General features: G+C 71.8%; 11 protein-coding genes. 4 read left to right on the forward strand and 7 right to left on the reverse strand.

The genetic code is table 11. From position 1 onward, the window contains the following. Window positions 1–223: 223 nt before the first annotated feature. From J8N05_RS41390 to J8N05_RS41400, 3 genes are all read right to left on the reverse strand, one after another. A complete protein-coding gene (locus tag J8N05_RS41390) occupies window positions 224–3187 on the reverse strand; it encodes a helix-turn-helix transcriptional regulator (RefSeq protein ID WP_210892394.1) in 2964 nt (987 codons plus the stop codon). A 246-nt stretch (window positions 3188–3433) separates the two neighbouring features. Beyond that, window positions 3434–5083 (reverse strand): amidohydrolase, encoded by a 1650-nt coding sequence (locus J8N05_RS41395; protein WP_210892396.1) that lies wholly within the window; start codon window positions 5081–5083, stop codon window positions 3434–3436. 39 nt (window positions 5084–5122) lie between these two features. Beyond that, window positions 5123–6463 carry an MFS transporter gene (locus J8N05_RS41400; RefSeq protein WP_210892398.1) on the reverse strand — a complete coding sequence of 447 codons (1341 nt, stop codon included), beginning with the start codon at window positions 6461–6463 and terminating at the stop codon, window positions 5123–5125. A gap of 280 nt (window positions 6464–6743) precedes the next feature. Here J8N05_RS41400 and J8N05_RS41405 point away from each other — a divergent pair, with 280 nt between their 5' ends. After that, complete coding sequence (locus J8N05_RS41405; protein WP_210892400.1) at window positions 6744–7676, forward strand: LysR family transcriptional regulator; 933 nt, start codon at window positions 6744–6746, stop codon at window positions 7674–7676. 55 nt (window positions 7677–7731) lie between these two features. On the opposite strand, the gene J8N05_RS41410 is transcribed toward J8N05_RS41405, so the two are convergent. From J8N05_RS41410 to J8N05_RS41425, 4 genes are read right to left on the reverse strand one after another with little or no spacing between them, the layout of a single operon-like run. Continuing rightward, window positions 7732–8514 (reverse strand): enoyl-CoA hydratase/isomerase family protein, encoded by a 783-nt coding sequence (locus tag J8N05_RS41410; RefSeq protein WP_210892402.1) that lies wholly within the window; start codon window positions 8512–8514, stop codon window positions 7732–7734. After that, window positions 8514–9773 carry a CaiB/BaiF CoA transferase family protein gene (locus tag J8N05_RS41415; RefSeq protein ID WP_210892405.1) on the reverse strand — a complete coding sequence of 420 codons (1260 nt, stop codon included), beginning with the start codon at window positions 9771–9773 and terminating at the stop codon, window positions 8514–8516. The genes J8N05_RS41410 and J8N05_RS41415 overlap by 1 nt, the downstream gene beginning before the upstream one ends. 25 nt (window positions 9774–9798) lie before the next feature. Further along, a complete protein-coding gene (locus J8N05_RS41420) occupies window positions 9799–11949 on the reverse strand; it encodes a hydantoinase B/oxoprolinase family protein (protein ID WP_210892407.1) in 2151 nt (716 codons plus the stop codon). 30 nt (window positions 11950–11979) lie between these two features. Beyond that, entirely contained in the window at window positions 11980–14034 is a 2055-nt protein-coding gene (locus J8N05_RS41425) for a hydantoinase/oxoprolinase family protein (protein WP_210892409.1), read from the reverse strand. A 230-nt stretch (window positions 14035–14264) separates the two neighbouring features. On the opposite strand from J8N05_RS41425, the gene J8N05_RS41430 reads away from it, so the two are divergent. The 3 genes from J8N05_RS41430 (at window position 14265) to J8N05_RS41440 (ending at window position 18640) form a co-directional block, all read left to right on the forward strand. Continuing rightward, a complete protein-coding gene (locus J8N05_RS41430) occupies window positions 14265–16097 on the forward strand; it encodes a helix-turn-helix domain-containing protein (RefSeq protein WP_210892410.1) in 1833 nt (610 codons plus the stop codon). Between the two features lie 187 nt (window positions 16098–16284). Continuing rightward, the gene (locus tag J8N05_RS41435) at window positions 16285–17559 is read left to right on the forward strand and encodes a hydroxymethylglutaryl-CoA reductase, degradative (RefSeq protein WP_210892411.1); all 1275 of its coding nucleotides are present in this window, start codon (window positions 16285–16287) and stop codon (window positions 17557–17559) included. Between the two features lie 151 nt (window positions 17560–17710). Further along, complete coding sequence (locus J8N05_RS41440; RefSeq protein ID WP_210892413.1) at window positions 17711–18640, forward strand: hydroxymethylglutaryl-CoA lyase; 930 nt, start codon at window positions 17711–17713, stop codon at window positions 18638–18640. Window positions 18641–18654 lie beyond the last annotated feature (14 nt).

The following is an 18654-nucleotide window of genomic DNA, read 5'->3' on the forward strand; positions in this document are numbered from 1 at the left end:
CAGTCGGGGGACACAAGTCCCGCGCCACACGCGTCGGTTCGGGGTGTCAGGGAATCCGTGCCGATATCCGCCCCGGTGCGGGCGGGGCGACCGTGTGACATGACCGTGGCATGACCATGATTGTGGAACGGGCTCCGTCCCCCGCTCGATCGCTCAGATGCGGGAATTAATACCGGCGCCCTCCGGCCCGCATTTGTTTCGTGCCGACCGCGGGCCGCCGAATTTACTCGTCGCCCGCCGCCGGCTGCGTCTGTTCGTCCACGAGCCCCAGCTCCACGAGCCGGATCGCGAGCGAGGTCCGTGACGTCACCCGCAGTTTGCGCATCGCCGACTTCACCTGGCTGGCCACGGTCTGCGTCGACACCGTCAGCGCCTCGGAGATCTGCCGGTTCGTCCTGCCCCGCGCCAGCAGGCGCGTGACCGCCAGTTCGCGCGGGGACAACTGGTCCCCGTAGCTGGGCCTCCCCCGGCCGCGCGCCTTGCGGGCGTCCCATCCCCGTGCGTTCAGGAACAGCGCCGACCGGGCGGCGTCGTCCCGGGCACCCAGCTCCGCCAACTGCCGCGACACCTCGGACAGCATCCGCACGCCCGCATCCTGCCGGCCGGAGACGAGCAGACAGCGCGCCTGGCGCTCCCGGGCGAGCAGTACGTCGTACGGGCGGGGCAGTGTCCCCCACGCCTGTGCCGCCTCGGCGAACAACGCCTCCGCGTCGCCCGCCGGGCCCAGGGCCTCGGCCAGCAGCGCACGGCACGTCACCACGGACGCCCGCGCCGCCGGGGCGTCCCTGTCGCCCACGGCGCGGGCGAAGGCGGCAGCCAGACGGGCCGCGTCGGCGTCCCGGTCCGCGGCCAGCAGGGCGCTCACCCGTACCGGGGCGACCTCGACGGCGCGGGGCCAGATACCACCGTCGACGGTGATCGCGGCCGGCTCCTCGGTGAGACGGAGCGCCTCGTCGACATCACCGTCGCGCAGCGCCAGCCGGGCGAGTGCCGCGGCGGCCTCGAAACGCTGCTGATCGTCACGCGCGGCGAAACGCAACAACTCCCCGGCCTCCTCCCGCTCCCCGCCGCAGGCCCGGACCAGGCCCGCCACGAGAGCCGCCTCGCACCGGTCCTTCAGCCGTACGCCGCTGTCGTCGTCGAGCAGCCGCGCCGTCCGGTCGGCGAGCCCCGTCCACGTACCGGTGAACCAGTCCAGGTGGGCCCTGGTCGCGGCGATGCTGTCGAGATGGCCGGACAGTCCGTACCGCTCGGCGAGGGCCAGGGATCTGGCCAGCCGCGTTCCGGCCTCGTCGTAGCGCCCCCACCGCATGGCCTCCTCCCCCACGTTCGCGTGGCCGGTCGCCACGACGGACGCCTCTTCGGGACCGGCCGCCTCGTCGGGAATCGTCCGGGCCGCGGCCCACCCTGCCTCCTCGCCGAGCATGAGCAGGGCGAAGGCGTGCTCCACCGCCCGCAGCAGACGGTCGCCCGGGGCGATCGAGGGCACCACCGCGGGCGCCTCGTACAGCCACTTCAGATGCTCCGAGGCCGGCAGCGCCTTGCCGAGCGGCAGGGCCAGCAGGGTGCGGGCCCGCGCCGCCTCGGGCGAGTCGACCGCCAGGTGGGGCACCGCGCGCAGGACTTCCAGCCGGCCGACCTCGATCTCGCCCGCCACCATGAGCACCCTGCCGATCTGGAAGCGGACCGATGCCTCCTGTCGTGACGTCAGGGCCTGGGTCGCGAGCGCCGACCGTAAGGAATCTATGACCTCCGAGTGCGGATCGGAGCCGGGCAGCGTCTGGAACTGGATCCCCGCCACCAGCCGTACCAGCGCCTCGGCCGGCAGGGCGACGGTCGTGACCAGGTCGTGCAGCAGCAGCGCCGCCGTGGCCACGTCACCGGACCGGGCACTGAGGCCGGCCGCCCGCTCCGTGTACTTCGACGACGCCTCGGCGTCCCCGGCGAGCCGGAAGTGCCGGGCCAGGCGCTCCACGGGCGGCACCGGCCACCTCTCCAGCGCCCGGCCCGCCCGCAGGTGCATGACCCGCCGCTCCTGGGACGGGACGGCCTCGTGGACGGCCTGGCAGGCCGTCGGATGCCGGAACGACCACTGCCCCGGCCCGCTCTCCCGCAGCAGACCGCATCCCAGGGCGTCGGCCGCCTGACCGGCGAACCGCTCCTGCGCCAGACCGGTCACCGCCGTCAGCGTGGCGAGGTCGGCCGGTGCGGCCAGCACCGACATCGCGTACAGGACCGTGCGGGGGTCGGGCCCGAGCCGTCCGGCGCGCTGGAGCACGGCGTCGCGGACCGTGGGCGGCACCTCGCAGCGGTCCGTGCGGCGGCGCGTCCAGCCGCCGCCGTGCCGGACGAGGTCGCCCCGGTCGAGCATGAACCGCACCGACTCCTCGACGACCAGGGGTATGCCCGCCGTCCGCTCGTGCAGGAAGGCCGTGAACTCCGTCGACACCTGCTCGCCGGCCAGCATCGAGGAGACGAGGGTGGCGGTGTCGCCCGGCTCCAGGGGTTCGAGGGTCAGCCGGGTCAGGTGCGCGTCCGCGGGCGGCCGGGAGGACAGCCTCAACAACGTTGATCCGAGGGGCACTTCATCGCGCCGGTAGGTCGCCACCAGCCGTACCGGCAGAGGTCGGCGGGAGACCAGGAACAGCAGGAACTCCAGGGTGGTCTCGTCCGCCCAGTGCACGTCCTCAAGCACCAGGACCGCCCCTTCGAGGCGGGTCAGGATCTCGGCGAACGCGCGGAACAACCGATGGCGGGCCGCGGTCGGGTCCTGCAACGGCTCCGGCGGCGCGGGGAGTTCGGCCGCCCATTCGGGGAACAGCGGCCGCAGCGCACCGCCCAGACCGCTGAGCCCCAGTTCCGCCACATCGACGACCCCGTCGCGGACGGCGTCCACGACCGCGCCGAGGGTGTGCGGGACACGCAGCTCGGGGCAGGTCCCTATCAGGGTGCGGAGCCCGCGCCCGGTACGGGAGACGAGGAACTCACGCAGCAGCCGGGTCTTGCCGATCCCCGCCTCACCCTCGATGAGCACCACGGCGGATCGGTCCAACGCCGCCTCCAGCAGGGCGACTTCACGGTCCCGGCCGACGAGCCGCGGCCCGGGCGGGGAAGGCGGGCCGGAGGGTCCGGACGGTCCGGACGGGGAAGTCAGCTGACCGGCACCGAAACCGCCCTGTCCTGGCAACTGCGTCCTCCCACACCGATCACCGCTGCGACGGCGTTGACCTTAGCCGTGGGTGGACTCCGGAGGCGGGCCGACATGCTCTCCGGCCCACCTCGTCGCGATGCGCGGCGCCAAAGTGCACATGGCGGTCGCGCCCCGCACGTCGGCCCGAAAAGGCCGGTCGTTCGCCTCGACCGACGCCGAGGCGAACGACCGGCCCACACGGGAGTCGGTCCCAGGGAGTGACGAATACCCGAGGAGTGACGACTACCCGGACAGGGCGCCGGTGTCGTGGACCACGGCTCCGCCGATCACCGTGGCACCGACGGACAGGGTGTCGATCCGCTGCGGGTCGACGGCCAGCAGGTCGTCCGAGAGGACGGCGAAGTCCGCCAGCATGCCGCGGGAGAGGCGGCCCTTGCGGTCGTCGGCGTGTTCGGCGTAGGCGGAGCCCACGGTGTAGGCGTACAGGGCCTGTTCGGGGGTGAGCGCCTCGGCGGGGGCCAGCGGGGCGCCGCCCGCGGTACGGCGGTTGACCATGTCGTGGATGCCGAGCAGCGGGCTGCCGTGCGCGACCGGGGCGTCACTGCTGCCGGGAAGGACGGCCCCGGCGTCCAGGAGGCTGCGCATGCGGTAGCAGAGTTCGGCGCGTTCGGGACCCAGCGCGGTGATCATTCCGTCGCCGATCTCGGAGACGAAGCGCCCCTGCGGGACGGGGACGACGCCGTTGTCCACCAGACGGCGGACCTGCTTGTCGGAGGCGACGGCGAAGTGCTCGATGCGGTGGCGCGCGTCCCGGCGCGGATGGGCGGCCTGCGCGGCCTCGAAGGCGTCCAGGACGACGTCGATGGCGGCGTCCCCGATGGCGTGGGCGGCGATCTGCCAGCCGCACCGGTGCGCCTCGGTGATCGTGCGGTGCAGCCACTGTTCGTCGAACTGGAGGAAGCCGACGTTGTCGGGTTCGTCCTGGTAGCCGCAGCACATGTGTGCCGAGCGGCCGATGAGCGAGCCGTCCGTGGCGATCTTGGTGGCGCCGATCTTCAGTCGGTCGTCGCCGAATCCGCTGCGCAGGCCCAGGTCCAGCCCGAACCAGGTGTCACCGTCACCGACGGCTCCCATGTCGTGCAGGACGGTCATGTAGGGCATGACCGTGGTACGGATGCTCAGTGCGCCTTCCTGGACGGCCCGGTGGAAGGCGTGCAGGTCGGCGGGGCCGTGTCCGACGTGTTCGGCGGCGGCGATGCCCGGCTCGGTGAGGCTGGTGATGCCCTCGCTCACGCCCTGGTCGTTGCCTGCCTTGATTGCGGCGACGACCGAGTCGAGGGGCGAGGGGCGGAACGCCCGGGTCACCAGGTGCTGGGCGGTTTCCTGGAGCAGGCCGACCGCCCTGCCGTCCGGGTCGCGTTCGACATGGCCGCCGTCGATGTCGGGGACACCCAGCCGGTCGGTGAAGCCGGCGCGGGTGAAGGCCGCGGTGTTGCCCACGCCCATGTGGCAGGAGACGTGCTCCAGCCACACGGGGCGCCCCTGGGCCGCTTCGTCCAGGGCTTCGGCCGTGGGGTGGGCGCCGATCTTGTTCTGGTCGTAGCCCGCGCCGAAGAGCCACTCGTCGGGGCCCAGCCGTGCCGCCCGCTCGCGTACGGCGGCGTAGAGGGCGTCGAGGGTGGGGACGGTCCGCGCGTGCAGGTCGAGTTCGAGGAGGCGGCGGCCTCGCATGCTCAGGTGCTGGTGGGCGTCGTTGAAGCCGGGCACCGCCGGGGCTCCGCCCAGGTCGTGGACCCGGTCGGCGGTACAGCCGGCGACCTCTTCGTCGAGGCCGACGATCCGGCCCCCGAAGACCCCGAGGGTGTGTGCGGTGGGCCGGTCCGCGTCGAGCGTGGTGAAACGGCCGTTGGTGAACAGTGCGTCCAAGTGCATGACTGCGTCCTAGGAAGGGGGTTCGAGCGTGTGGCCGGCCTACGCGACGGTGGGGAGGCTCTCCCGCTCACGGGCGTCGGTCCCCGAGGTGTCGTCGCGGGGGCCCGAGCGGTACCGGGCCAGGGCCAGCACGCAGACGGTGGTCAGCAGCAGGAGCGTGATGTAGTAGCCGACCACCGGCCAGTGGCCCGCGCCCCGGGTGAGCAGCCACTGGGCGACGAAGGGGGTGGAGCCGCCGATGATCGTGCTGCACAGCTGGTAGGCCAGGGAGACGCCGGTGTAGCGGACCTTGACCGGGAACGCCTGGGACAGGAAGCCGGCCAGCAGCGCGTAGTAGCTGCATCCGGTGAGCACGCCCAGGGCCAGCCCCACCCCGATCAGTGTGCTGTTGCGGGTGGCGATCAGGAGGAACATCGGCACCGCGACGACGATGTTGGCGATCAGGGCGCCCGCCATCACCCGTACCGTTCCCACGCGCTGGGCGAGGAGTGCCGCGAGCGGCTGCCACAGGAACTGCAGAACGGCGAGGATCAGCAGGATGTCGAGCATGGTCTGCCGGTGCACGCCCAGGTCGCTGGTGGCCCAGGACAGCACGAAGGTGTTGGTGAAGTAGGCGGACGAGATGCCCATGGCGCTGGCACCCACACCGAGCAGGACCAGCACGCGGGAGGTGCGGAACAGCTCGACCACGGGAATCTTCGGGGTGGCGTCCTCCTGCTGCCTGGCCTTCTCGAAGTCGGTGGACTCGGTGACCTTCAGCCGGATCACCAGACCGATGATCACCAGCACGGCGGAGAGCAGGAAGGGGACGCGCCAGCCCCACGTCATGAAGGCGTCGTCGGGCAGGTTTCCGACGGCGATGAAGACGAGGGTGGCCAGGATGGACCCGGCCGGCGAGCCCTGCTGGACCCACATGCCCGCGAAGCCGCGGCGCTTGTGCTCGGCGTTCTCGGTGGCCATGAGCACCGCGCCACCCCATTCGCCGCCGACCGCGATGCCCTGTACGGCGCGGAGCAGGACGAGCAGGACCGGTGCGGCGGCGCCGATGGTGGCGTAGGTGGGCAGCAGGCCGATGAGGGTGGTGGCGGTCCCCATCAGGACGAGGGTGGTGACGAGGACGTTCTTGCGTCCCACGCGGTCACCGATGTGGCCGAAGATCAGTCCGCCCAGCGGGCGGGCCAGGAAGCCGACCCAGAAGGTGGCGAAGGCCGCGAGGGTGCCGGCGGTGGGACTGGCGGTGGGGAAGAACAGCTTGCCGAACACCAGGGCGGTGGCGGTGCCGTAGATGTAGAAGTCGTACCACTCGACGGCGGTCCCGATGAAGGACGCGGTGGTGGCCTGTCTGGCTTTGCGGCCGGCGGTGGATGTGGTCTGGGGCATGGCTGACTCCGGGAATAAGCGGCGGTGCCGGCGGGGGATGTGACCTGTGCGCGGCGCGAGGCGGCACGAGGTCCTGCGTTGACCGCGACGCTGCGGGTGCCCGTTCGAACGGTGTTGTCCGGTCGGCCATAGTTTCGTGGCCCACCGGCCATACGGTCCAGTACCTTCTGAGCTGTACGGTCATACCTCGAAGGCATGGCCGTGGCCGAGCGGGGATACGGTGGCGGGACTGAGCGGTGGAGGCGCGGCGGCGACGCGGCCGCGGCACGACGGAGGCACGATGGAACTGCGGGTCCTGCGGTATTTCCTGGCGGTGGTGGACACCGGCTCGATGACGGCCGCCGCCGCGCGCGTCCATGTGGCCCAGCCCTCCGTCTCGCGGCAGTTGCGCTCCCTCGAACGGGAACTGGGCGCGGAGCTGCTCCGGCGCACCAGCACGGGGGTGCAGCTCACGGCGGCCGGACGCCGCTTCGTACCCGTGGCCAGGGATCTCACGCTGCGCGCCGCGCAGGGCACGGAGCTGCTTCAGGCCGTGTCCGGGCAGAGCCCGCTCCAGTTCCGCGTGGCCTGCCCCAACTCCACCATCACGCACCTCATCGCCCCGTACGTCGCCGAGCTCGGCGGCCCCTTCACCGACGCCCGGGGCTGCGAGCCGGACCAGGTGTACGAGCGACTGCTGGCCGGGGACGTCGACATCGGCATCTCCACCGGTCCGCCGCCCGGCGGCATGGCGGCGCGGCGGCTGGGGGGCCGTCGGATCAGTGCCCAGATGCCCGCCTCGCACCCCATCGCCCAGGAGGGCGGCGGCGACCTGGAGCTGGCGAGTCTGCTCGCCCACCCGGTCATCGTCAGCAGCCGGGCCAGCGCCGTACGGCGCGCCCTCGACACCACCCTGTACGAGCAGAGCACACCGCTGAGGCCCGCCTTCGAGCCGCAGTCCGAGGCCATGGCGCAGGCCCTGGCCGCCGCGGGCCACGGCGTCTGCGTCGTCGTCGACCATCCGCAGTTCGACCTGAGCGTGCGCCCTCTGACCGGCCAGGGCCGTCCGCTGGCCATCTCGCTGTACGCCGGCTGGGACCCCGATCACTACGCGCACGAGGAGATCGACGCGGCCGTACGGCAGCTGTCGAGCTGGCTCACGGCCAACGACGGCGGCCGGAAGCCCGGCAGCCGCCGCCCTCGTGCTGCTCCCGATGCGCCTCATCACGACTGAGCCGGCCGGCGGGCCCGACCCGTGGTGGCCGGCGCGCTCGCGCCGGCCACGGGCGTCATGGTCGGGGGCGGGAGGGGAAGTCGGGCTCGCGGCGTTCGGTGAACGCGCTCAGCCCCTCACGGGCGTCCGGTGAGGTGAAGGCCTTCTGCCCGTAGAGGGCCTCGCTGTGGAAAGCCTGGTCCTGCGGGAGGTCGCCGAGGCGGAGCACGGCCTCCTTGATGGTCCGCAGGGCGGTGCCGCTGCGCGTGGCGAGCCGATGGGCGCGGTGCAGGGCCGCGTCGAGGAGGTCGGCGGCGGGGACCACCTCGTTGAGCAGCCCGTAGCGCAGCGCCTGCTCGGCCGTGACGCGGTCGCCCTGGAGCATCAGTTCCATCGCCCACGCGTACGGGATCTGGCGGGTGAGCCTGGTGAGCGTACCGCCGGCCGGCACGACGCCGACGCCGCTCTCGGGGAGGCCGAACTGCGCCGTGTCGGCCGCGATCCTGATGTCGGTGGACAGCATGATCTCGAAGCCGCCGCCGAGGCACAGGCCGTTCACCGCGGCGATGACCGGCTTGAACAGCGAGGTGTGCTTCTGGTGCGCGGCGTCCCAGCGCGAGATGTCGAAGCGGCCCTCCGCCAGCGCCGGGATGGACTCGGTGAGGTCGGCGCCCACGCAGAAGGCCCGGTCGCCGCTGCCGGTGAGGACCGCGACGGCGAACGCGTCGTTGTCGCGGACCTCGGCGAAGGCCGCGCCGAGTTCGTCGTACATCGCGAGGGTGAGGGCGTTGAGCTTCGCCGGGCGGTCGAAGCGCACGATCGCGACGTCGCCGTCCCTGTCGAGGGTGATGCCGCCCATCAGACGGCTCCCTCTGCCCGCAGCCGTGCGATCGCGTCCTCGTCGAGGTCGGCGAGTGCCCGCAGGACGGTGTCCGAGTGTTCGCCGACCCTCGGCGCGAGTCCCCGCGGCTGGGTGGGCGTGTCCCCGAGCTTGACCGGTGATCCGAACATCCGCAGCTCGCCGAAGTCGGGATAGTCGACGTCGACGACCATGTCGCGCGCGGCGATCTGCGGGTCCGCGACGACCTCGGCGATGTCCTTGATCGCGCTCAGCGGTACGGCGTCCCCGACGATCTCCTCAAGCTCGGTCTTCGTCCTGTCCTCGAACCACCGGTGCAGCAGCGGCCGGACCCGGCGTTCGTACACCTCGGGCGTGAACCGCTTGGCCATGGTGTCGATCTCGGGGTCGTCGGCGAGTTCGGGCTGTCCGAACAGCTGACAGGACAGCCGCCAGAACTTGTCGGTGTAGCCGCCGAAGAAGACGAATCCGTCCTTGCACGGGTACAGCTCGTAGGGCTTGACGAACGGGTGCTCGTTGCCCAGGGGGCCGGGGACCTTGCCGTCGACCGTGTAGGACACGACCGCGTTCTCGGTGAGGCTGAGCACCGAGTCCTGCTGGGAGATGTCGACCATCTGCCCCTGGCCCGTCTTCTCCGCGTGCCGCAGGGCCGCCAGGGTGCCGATGACCGCGTACAGCGTCGCGGAGAGGTCGCCGATGATGGTGCCGACCCGGGCCGGCGGCCGGTCGGGGAAGCCGTTCATCGACCACAGGCCGCCGGTTGCCTGCGCGCTGTTGTCGTAGGCGGGCCGGCGCCGGTACGGGCCGTTCTGCCCGTAGCCGGAGATCGCCGTGTAGACCAGGCGCGGGTTCTCCTGGCGCAGGACGTCGTAGCCGACGCCGAGCTTGTCCATGGTGCCCGGCCGGAAGTTCTCCACGAGGACGTCGGCGCGCCGCACCAGCTTCTTGAGGAGCTCCTTGCCCCCGTCGGTCGACAGATCGATGGTCAGGCCGAACTTGTTCCGGTTGAACTGCGCGAAGAACCCGCTGAACTCCTCGCCGGAGTCCGCCGTGAGCTTGGGCGGGAAGTCCCGGGCGTAGTCCGGCTCCTTCGGGTTCTCGATCTTGATCACGGTCGCGCCGAGATCCGCCAGCAGCATCGAGCAGAACGGCCCCGCCACCACCCGTGTGATGTCGAGGACGACCACACCGCGCAGCGCGCCCTCGGACAGTCCTCCGGGCAGCATGCCCGCGAAGGGCCCGGCGTCGTTGAAGGTCATGTTGGTTCCTTGCTTCTGTTCTCGGTCAGCTCTCGCCGGTGTCCACCCGGACACGGGCATCGAGGAGGGTGCCGCACGAGGGACTGTAGAACTCGTCGATGACGATCTTCCAGCCGTCGGTGCGGGGGCGGACGCGCACTCCGTGCTCGGCGAGCCGGTCGGCCGCGACATGGGTGACCTTGTGTGCGAGGTCGTGCCAGTCGTCGCCCGTACCCAGGCGGGCACCGCTGGCCGGCACGTGCCAGCCGTCGGCGTCGCGCTGTGGTGCGGAGGCCCGGGCCGGGGAGTCCGCCGGAACGGGCCGCTCGGGGCTGCCGCCGAGGCGTTCCTCGCGCAGCGCGGCGCGCGCCCGCGTGGTGGCCGACTCGTCGGCGGCCCCGTCGGTGACGACCACGCCATAGGTGCGCCGCGCGGTCCCCTCGGTCACGTATCCGTCCCGGACGTCGGCGGCGACGAGCTCCGGGTCGCGGAGCAGAGGGTCGCCGTAGCCGCCTCCGCCGGCGATCCACTGCACCAGCACGTCGCCGTCGCGGATGCTGACGGACTGCTGGTTGATGGCGAGCAGCTCGCGCTCCGCGCTGTCCAGGGTGCCGGGGTCGGGCACCCGGCCCTCGGTGAGGAGGTCGGCGACGTTGCTGCGGCGCCAGACCTCGTGGCCGCTGCCGCCGCCGGGCAGTCCCCCGCCGAAGCCGTCGGCGGTCACCTGGGCGTTGGGGGCGAACACGGTCTGGGTGACCTCCTGTGCCCCGTGCAGGGTCCACGCGAAGCGCAGGCCGAGGCCGCCGCGGTGGGCGCCGTGTCCGGCGCTCTCGACGTTGAGCTGCTTCCACAGGTAGAGCACCGGGTAGAGCATCTCGTTCATCTCGACGTCCGGCAGCATGTTGTTGACCTGGGTCATCATGCCCGCGCAGTCGAGCCCGTCGCTCTCCGGCTGGGCACCGGCGCCCATGCCTCCGCCGTCCATGTTGAACAGCACGAAGTACTCGCCGTCGTCGGTGGTGCCCGCGGAGATGCCGCCCGTCCACGAGTCGCCCCAGACACCCTGGGTGCGGTCGCGGATGACGTCGTCACCGCTGGTGCGGCACGCCTCGTTCATCAGTTTCGTGATGACGCGGCTGACCCGGGCGCCGGTCGTCAGGTGCCCGTTGCTGATCGGCGCCGGAGGGCGCGGATTCACGATCGAACCGGGCTCGGCGACGATGTCGAACGCGGTCATGACCCCTTCGTTGAAGGGGACGTCCCACGCGAGGATCGGCACGATGGCGCTGGCGACACTGCCGACGAGCGCACCGTAGCTGCAGTTGACGAAGCCGTCGGTCTGCTCGCTGGAGCCGGTGAAGTCGAAGGTCACCTGGTCGTCGCGCTTGGTCATCGTGCAGGCGACGCGGTAGAGCTCGTCGACGTGTCCGTTGTGCTCCGTCCACTCCTCGGCGGCGTAGGTGCCGTCGGGGATCTCGCGGACGCGGTCGCGCACGACCTGCTCGGCCAGCTCGAAGGACAGCTTCGTGTAGTCCCGGAACCGGTCGAGGCCGAACTCCTCCGTCGTGGCCAGCAGCCGCCGGATGCCGGTGTTGTTGCTGGCGACGAGGGAGCGCACGTCGTTCCAGAACAGGGCGGGTACGCGGACGTTGTTGAGGAGGATGCGGCGGACCCACTCGACGGGTTCGCCGCGCTCGAAGATCTTCACGCCCGGCGGGAGCCGCAGCGCCTCGGCGTAGCAGTCGTGGGCGCCGGGCGCGAAGCCGCCGGGGGTCATGCCACCGACGTCGATGAGGTGCGCCTGCGACTGTGCCCAGCCGATCAGCTCGTCGCCGTGGAAGATCGGCGAGATGACGTTGGTGTCCGGCGGGTGGCTGGCGCCGGCGGTGTGCGGGTCGTTGCTGATGAACGCGTCACCGGGCGACAGCTGCTCCCCCTCGATCGCCTCCACCAGGTTCCGTACGGCGACGCTGCCGGAGCCGATGTGGAACTGGACGTAGTCGGAGTAGGCGTAGATGCGGCCGGTGGGGTCGAACAGCGCGGTGTTGAAGTCGCCGGCCTCGGTGATGACCGGCGAGCCCGACGAGCGGATCATCGCGATGCCCATCTCCTCCACGATGGAGTCCAGGCGCATGCGGATCACTTCGAGGGTCACGGGGTCGAAGCCGTCGGGCAGGTTGTGCGGGGTGCCACTCATGGTCGTCTCCTTTGACGGACGGGGCGAAGGTCAGCGGTCGGCGAGGCGCATCAGGAAGTCGCCGCCGTCGGTGAGTGCGACGGTGGCACCGCTCGGCACGTACACCGTGGTGTCCGGCTCCTCCAGGAGGCAGGGCCCTTCGGCCCGGCCGAGGGCCGCGAATCCGCGGTGCACGTCGATCTCCAGCCGCTTGCCGGTGAGCGGCTCCAGGACCTTGCGGCGGCTGAGCTCGTGCCGCTCGTCGCCGCCCGCGACCCGTTCGACCTTCTGCACGTCGCTGCGCCCGATCGCCCGTACCCGTGAGTTGACCAGCAGGATGTCCGCCTCGGCCCAGGCGGTTCCGGCGCCGAACTCCTCCTCGTAGTCGGCGATGAACTGCGTCCGCAGCGCGGCCTTGTCCGCTTCGCCGAAGGTGCCCGCGGGCAGCCGGGTGGTGACTTCGAAGATCTGGCCCATGAACTTGACGTCGGCCTCGCGGAAGAGTTCACGCCGGTCCTCGGGGATGCCCTCGGCCTCGAACCAGGCCTGGGCACGCTCCTCCAGGGCGGTGAACTCCTTGTCCAGGTCGGCGGCGGGCTGATCCATCGTCCAGGGGCTCGTGCGTACGGCGGAGAACACGGAGTCGGCGTGCATGAGGCCGTGCGCGGAGAACACGGCGGCGTTGCGCGGGACGACCACTTCGCGCACGCCCGCCTCGGCGGCGATGGCGGCGGCGAACAGACCGCACGCGCCACCGAAGCCGACGAGGGTGAACTCGCGCGGATCGTGTCCCCGGTTCACCGTGATCTTGCGCAGCGCGTTGGACATCTGCGACGTCGCCAGCCGGTAGACGCCTTCGGCCGCGGCGTCCTCGGTGATGCCCAGCGGTTCGGCCACGTGCTCGCGCAGGGCGGCGCGGGCCTGGTCCTCGTAGAGGGGGACGGTGCCGCCGAGGTAGTAGTGCGGGTTGATGAGCCCGAGCACCAGCGCCGCGTCGGTGACGGCCGGGCGGGTGCCGCCCTTGCCGTAGCAGGCGGGGCCCGGGGTGGAGCCCGCGCTGTGCGGGCCGACCCTCAGCAGGTTGCGGCCGTCGACCCAGGCGAGGCTGCCGCCGCCGGCGCCGATGGTCTCGATGTCCACGGCGGTCAGGCTGGTGGGCAGGCCGCCGATCTCGGCCCGCGGCAGCAGCCGGAACTCGTCGTCGATGATCGCTGCCGCGTCGAGGCTGGTGCCGCCCATGTCGGCGGTCAGCACGCGTCGGCGGCCGAGCTGCCGGCCCAGCAGCCGGGCCCCGGTGACACCGCCGACCGGGCCGGAGTTGAACATCTGGATCGGGGCCTTGCTGGTCTCCTCGACCGACAGGAATCCCCCGTGCACCTGCATGATCTGCACCCGTGCCCGCAGCCCCCGGCCGCGCAGCTCGTCGGCGAGCTGGTGGAAGTGGGACGCCACGATCGGCTTGACGGCGGCGTCCAGCGCGGTGGTGACCATGCGCTCGTACTCGCGGTACACGGGAGTGAGACGGCTGGAGAGCGTGTACGGGACGTCCGGGTGGTGTGCGTCCAGGTACTCCCCGATCGCCTTCTCGTGCACCGGGTTGCGGAACGACCAGAGCAGACAGACGGCGATCGCCTGCGCGCCGGCCGCCAGCACCGCGTCGACCGCGCCGGCGATCGCCTCGTCGGTGAGCGGCGCCAGCACCGTGCCGTGCGCGTCGACCCGCTCAGCGACCTCGATGATGCGGCGGCGCTCCACGATGTCCGGCGGCGCCGCCATCTTGTGCGGGTCGCGCTCGTCGGTACGGGCCGACCGGGCGATGCGCAGCGTGTCGCGGAAGCCCTGGGTGGTCAGCAGTCCCACGGGGGCGAACTTCTGTTCGTCCACCGCGTTGGTGACGATGGTGTTGCCGAGCACGAAGCGGTCCACGGCGGCGAAGAAGGCGGCCTCGGTCATCCCCGCGCGTTCCTGGAGCACCGCCAGCGCGCCCAGGATTCCGGTGGTCACGTCCTTGGTCGAGAAGGCCTTGCCCCGTACGGCGACCCCGTCGACGACCGCCACGGCGTCGGTAAAGGTCCCACCGACGTCGATGCCCACATGAAGTGTCATGCTCGCTGTCTCCTTTGACTGCGTCGGTGCTGTGCTGTGCTGTCCTGTGACTGCGTCGGCGCTGTGCGCGCCCGGCCCACGCCAGGCGGCTCGCGAGGCGGCTCGCGCAGGCTTCCCTGCCTCGGCGCTGCTGTGGACGCTACGTGCGCCGTCACCGCGCGGCTATGTATGTTCGGTCCACTGGGTTCGGGTTGCCGGTGGCTCATCGGCACAGAAGGTGAGGCTCGCACATGGCGGACACTTTTCCGGTCGACGCGGTCGTGAGCCTGCTCCAGGCCGCGTCCGCCGAGCAGGAGGCGGACGTCGACGAGCTGCTGGCGACGGTGTCCCTCTCCCGGCGGGACAGCGTGCGCATCGGGCAGGAGCTGCGACGGCTGCGCGCGACCTCCGACCGGTGGCGGCGCCGTGGTCAGGAGCTGGCGGCGCTGTTCTCCTCCGCGCGTGAGCTGGCCCAGCTCCGCGACGTCGACGAGTTGCTGGGCCGGCTCGTGGAGCGGGCGCACGACCTGATGGGCACGGACGTCACCTATCTGTCCGAGTACCAGGAGGACAGCCGTGAGCTACGGGTGCGCACGACCCTCGGGACGGTCGCGCCGTCGTTCCCGGGTCTGCGGGTGCCGCCCGGGATGGGTCTGGCCAGCCGGGTGGTCGAGGGACGCCGGCCCTGCTGGACGTCGTCCTACGCCACGATGACCCAGGCGCCGCACGACTCCGGCATCGATTCCGCCGTGACCGCGGAGGGCCTCGTGTCGATGCTCGGCGTCCCGCTGCTCGCGGGTGACGAGGTGATCGGTGTGCTGTTCGCCGCCAACCGTGTCGAGCACGAGTTCGCCCCGGAGGAGATCTCCCTGCTGTCGGCCTTCGCCGACCATGCCGCCGTCGTGCTGCAGACCGCACGGCTGCTGGCCCGTACCCAGGACGCGGCCGACGAGACCCGCCACGCCTACGGTGAGCTCGCCCGTCATGTGGAGGCCATGGAGCGGGCCAGCGAGGTGCACAGCGAACTCACCGGCCTGGTGCTCCAGGGCAGCGAGGCGTCCGATGTCGCCACCGCGCTCGGCCGGGCCCTGCGGTGCGAGGTGACGCTCCTCGACGTGGGGCGTCTGGAGGAACCCGTGGCCACGGCGGTCGACCGCAGCCGCCGCAGCGGCCGGTGCACCGCGACGGACGGGGGTTACGTCGTCGCCGTCCTGGCCGGTGCGACCCTGCTGGGCGCGCTGCTGCTGGAGCCGGGCGAGGTTCCGTTCGGACCGGTCGAGCTGCGCACCGCGGAACGCGCCGCCCAGATCACCGCACTGCTCAATCTCAAGCAGGACGCCATGATCGAGGCCGAGCAGCGGGTACGCAGCGACCTGCTGGCCGATCTGCTCTCCGCCGACCCCGAGCGCCACGCCGACCTCGCCACCCGGGCCCGCGCGCGAGGCATCCGGCTCGACGCACTGCGCTCGGTGGTCGTGGTCGCGCTGCCCGCCGAACTGCGTCATGAGGCCGTCCGCGGTCTGCGCCGCGAGAGCGGGCTGATCGGGGAGTACGCCGACCATGTGATCGCCCTCACCACCGACGAGGACGCGGCCGCGGCGAGCGCCTCCGTCCATGCCACCGTCGGCCGTACCGTACGGGCCCCCGTGCTGGCGGTCGGCGCGGGCTTCTCGGACCTGGACCACGATCTGCGCGACCGGATCGACGCCGCGTCGGCCTGTGTGGGCGTCCTGCCGGCCCTCGGGCTGGACGACGCCGCCGTCACCGCCGACGCGTACCTTCCGTACACGGCGCTGTTCGGTCCCGGCGAGCCGCGTGTGGCGACGTACCTGCGGCGGGTCATCGGTCCGCTGCTGGATTGGGACGCCGCGCACGCCGGGAAGCTCGTGCCCACCCTGGCCGCCTATCTCGGCAACCGGATGAGTCCGGTCGCCACCGCCCGCGCGCTCCACCTGCACAAGAACACGGTGCTGCAGCGGCTGGAACGCACGGCGGAACTCCTCGGGGCGGACTGGCAGGAGCCCGACCGGCTCTTCCGGATCACGGTCGCGGTGCAGTTGGCCCACCTCACGAGAAGCGCTTGAGCGGAGGGGGCGATCGCGCACCCGACGGGCTTGCTCCGAGGGCGGACCCTGGGGTGCGGCAGGGCCGATCGTCCAGTGGATCGCCAGTGCGTATGGGCCGTTCACCCATACCTGTGTAGGCGGAACGCAACTAGCGTCGCCTACCGCACCGAGCCGTTCGGTGACCACAACGCAGTGGAGGGGCCGTATGCCGCGCACCAGCCGTATCCAGGGTCTACGGGACCTGTCCGTCGACGCACGCCGTCGGATCGTGGCGGAGTCCGCCACCGTCGATCCGCAGCGCATCGCCGCCTTCGCCCCGCAGCACGGCCTCGGTGTCGACCTGGCCGACCACATGATCGAGAACGTGGTCGGGGTCATGGAGCTCCCCGTAGGCGTGGCGACCAACTTCACCGTCAACGGCCGTGACGTGCTCGTGCCGATGGCCAGCGAGGAGGCCTCGGTGGTCGCCGCGGCCTCCAACTCGGCCAAGGTGGCCCGCGCCCACGGCGGCTTCTTCACCTCGTCCACCGAGCCGGTCATGCAGGCCCAGGTCCAGATCATCGGTGTACGTGACCCCGAGGCGGGCCGGCTCCGGCTGCTGGAGGCCCGCCGGGAACTCGTCGAACTGGCCGACGCCCAGGACCCGAAGCTGATCGAGTTCGGCGGCGGGGTCCGTGACATCTCGGTGCGGGTCGTCCCGTCCCGGGCCGGCACCTACGTCGTCGCCCATCTGCACGTGGACGTCCGCGACGCGATGGGCGCCAACGCGGTGAACACCATGGCCGAGGCCGTCGCCGTCCGGGCCGGCCAGATCGCGGGCGGCCGTACGCTGCTGCGGATCCTGACCAACAAGGCGGATCAGCGCCTCTCCCGGGCGCGGGCCGTCTTCGACGCCGAGGCGCTGGGCGGCGAGTCGGTGGTCGACGACATCGTCCACGCGGCGGCGCTCGCGGAGTCCGATCCCTACCGTGCGGCCACCCACAACAAGGGCATCATGAACGGCATCTCCGCGGTCGTCCTCGCCACCGGCAACGACACCCGCGCGGTCGAAGCCGGCGCCCACTCCCACGCGATCTCCCCCACCGGGCACTACACGTCGATGTCGCGGTTCGAGAAGGACGCCGACGGAAACGTGGTCGGCACCCTGGAACTGCCGATGCCGGTCGGTCTGGTGGGCGGTGCGACCAAACTGCACCCGGTGGCGCAGGCCTCGATCGCCCTCCTCGGTGTCACCACCGCGACCGAGCTGGCGGAGATCATCGTCGCCGTCGGGCTGGCGCAGAACTTCGGCGCGGTACGTGCGCTGGCCACCGAGGGCATCCAGCGCGGGCACATGTCGCTGCACGCCCGCAACGTCGCCCTCACGGCGGGTGCGAGCGCGGAGGAAGTGCCTGCCCTCGTCGCCCGTCTCGTCGCGGACAAGCAGGTCCGCGCCGACCACGCCCAGCGCGTCCTCGCCGAACTGCGCGCCGGCCGCTGACCCCGGCAGGCACGCGGCACCCGGACGGGCGGCCTGGTCCTCGCACGCCCGCCCGTCGGCCACGTCACGCCGCAGGACCATCCATCCCCCGTACGGCCGCGGCGCTGCGCCCCGGCCGTACCGACAGCGCTCCCCCACTGGAGGTCTCCCCGTGACCGGCTACGGCATCGATCAGCTGCCCGGGCTCCCCGACCGGGTCACCGTCTGCGAAGTCGGCCCCCGCGACGGGCTGCAGAACGAGTCCGCGACCGTACCGACGTCCGTGAAGGCGGAGTTGGTGGAGCGCCTGGCCGACGCCGGGCACTCCGTCGTCGAGACCACCAGTCTCGTCCATCCGAAGTGGGTGCCCCAACTCGCCGACGCGGAGGATGTCCTGCGCCGCGTCGACCGCAGGCCGGGCGTGCGGTACCCGGTACTGGTCCCCAACATGCGGGGCCTGGAGAGGGCCGTCGACCTCGGGGTGGACGACATCGCGGTGTTCGGTTCGGCGACGGAAAGCTTCGCCAGGGCCAACCTCAACCGGACGGTCCACGAGTCCCTGGAGATGTTCGCGCCGGTCGTCGGACAGGCCCGCGAAAACGGGATGCGGGTGCGCGGCTACCTCTCCATGTGCTGGGGGGACCCCTGGGAGGGCGAGGTCCCGATTCCGCAGGTGGTGTCGGTGGCCACCCGGCTGATCGCCCTGGGCTGCACCGAGTTGTCCCTCGGCGACACCATCGGGGTCGCCACCCCCGGCCGGGTCGCCGCCCTGCTGGACGCCCTCACCACGGCCGGCGTACCGCTGGAGAGCATCGCGGTGCACTTCCACGACACCTACGGTCAGGCCCTCTCCAACACCCTGACCGCGCTGCGGCACGGGGTGACCACCGTCGACGCCTCCGCCGGCGGCCTGGGCGGCTGCCCCTACGCGAAGTCCGCCACCGGCAACCTGGCCACGGAGGATCTGCTGTGGCAGCTCGCGGGCCTCGGCATCGACACCGGAGTGGATCTGGCCAAGCTCGTCGAGACGAGTACGTGGCTCGCCGATCTGCTCGGCCGGCCCAGCCCTTCCCGCACCGTCCGCGCACTCGCCGGCGGCTGACCGACCCAGAAAGA

The sequence above is a fragment of the Streptomyces liliiviolaceus genome (assembly GCF_018070025.1).
Lineage (GTDB): Bacteria > Actinomycetota > Actinomycetes > Streptomycetales > Streptomycetaceae > Streptomyces > Streptomyces liliiviolaceus.

What these genes read in the sequence shown, in the direction of transcription:
- J8N05_RS41395 (WP_210892396.1), bottom strand. Translation starts at nt 5,083, where the DNA reads ATGCACTTGGACGCACTGTTCACCAACGGCCGTTTCACCACGCTCGAC.
- J8N05_RS41400 (WP_210892398.1), bottom strand. Translation starts at nt 6,463, where the DNA reads ATGCCCCAGACCACATCCACCGCCGGCCGCAAAGCCAGACAGGCCACC.
- J8N05_RS41405 (WP_210892400.1), top strand. Translation starts at nt 6,744, where the DNA reads ATGGAACTGCGGGTCCTGCGGTATTTCCTGGCGGTGGTGGACACCGGC.
- J8N05_RS41410 (WP_210892402.1), bottom strand. Translation starts at nt 8,514, where the DNA reads ATGGGCGGCATCACCCTCGACAGGGACGGCGACGTCGCGATCGTGCGC.
- J8N05_RS41415 (WP_210892405.1), bottom strand. Translation starts at nt 9,773, where the DNA reads ATGACCTTCAACGACGCCGGGCCCTTCGCGGGCATGCTGCCCGGAGGA.
- J8N05_RS41420 (WP_210892407.1), bottom strand. Translation starts at nt 11,949, where the DNA reads ATGAGTGGCACCCCGCACAACCTGCCCGACGGCTTCGACCCCGTGACC.
- J8N05_RS41425 (WP_210892409.1), bottom strand. Translation starts at nt 14,034, where the DNA reads ATGACACTTCATGTGGGCATCGACGTCGGTGGGACCTTTACCGACGCC.
- J8N05_RS41430 (WP_210892410.1), top strand. Translation starts at nt 14,265, where the DNA reads ATGGCGGACACTTTTCCGGTCGACGCGGTCGTGAGCCTGCTCCAGGCC.
- J8N05_RS41435 (WP_210892411.1), top strand. Translation starts at nt 16,285, where the DNA reads ATGCCGCGCACCAGCCGTATCCAGGGTCTACGGGACCTGTCCGTCGAC.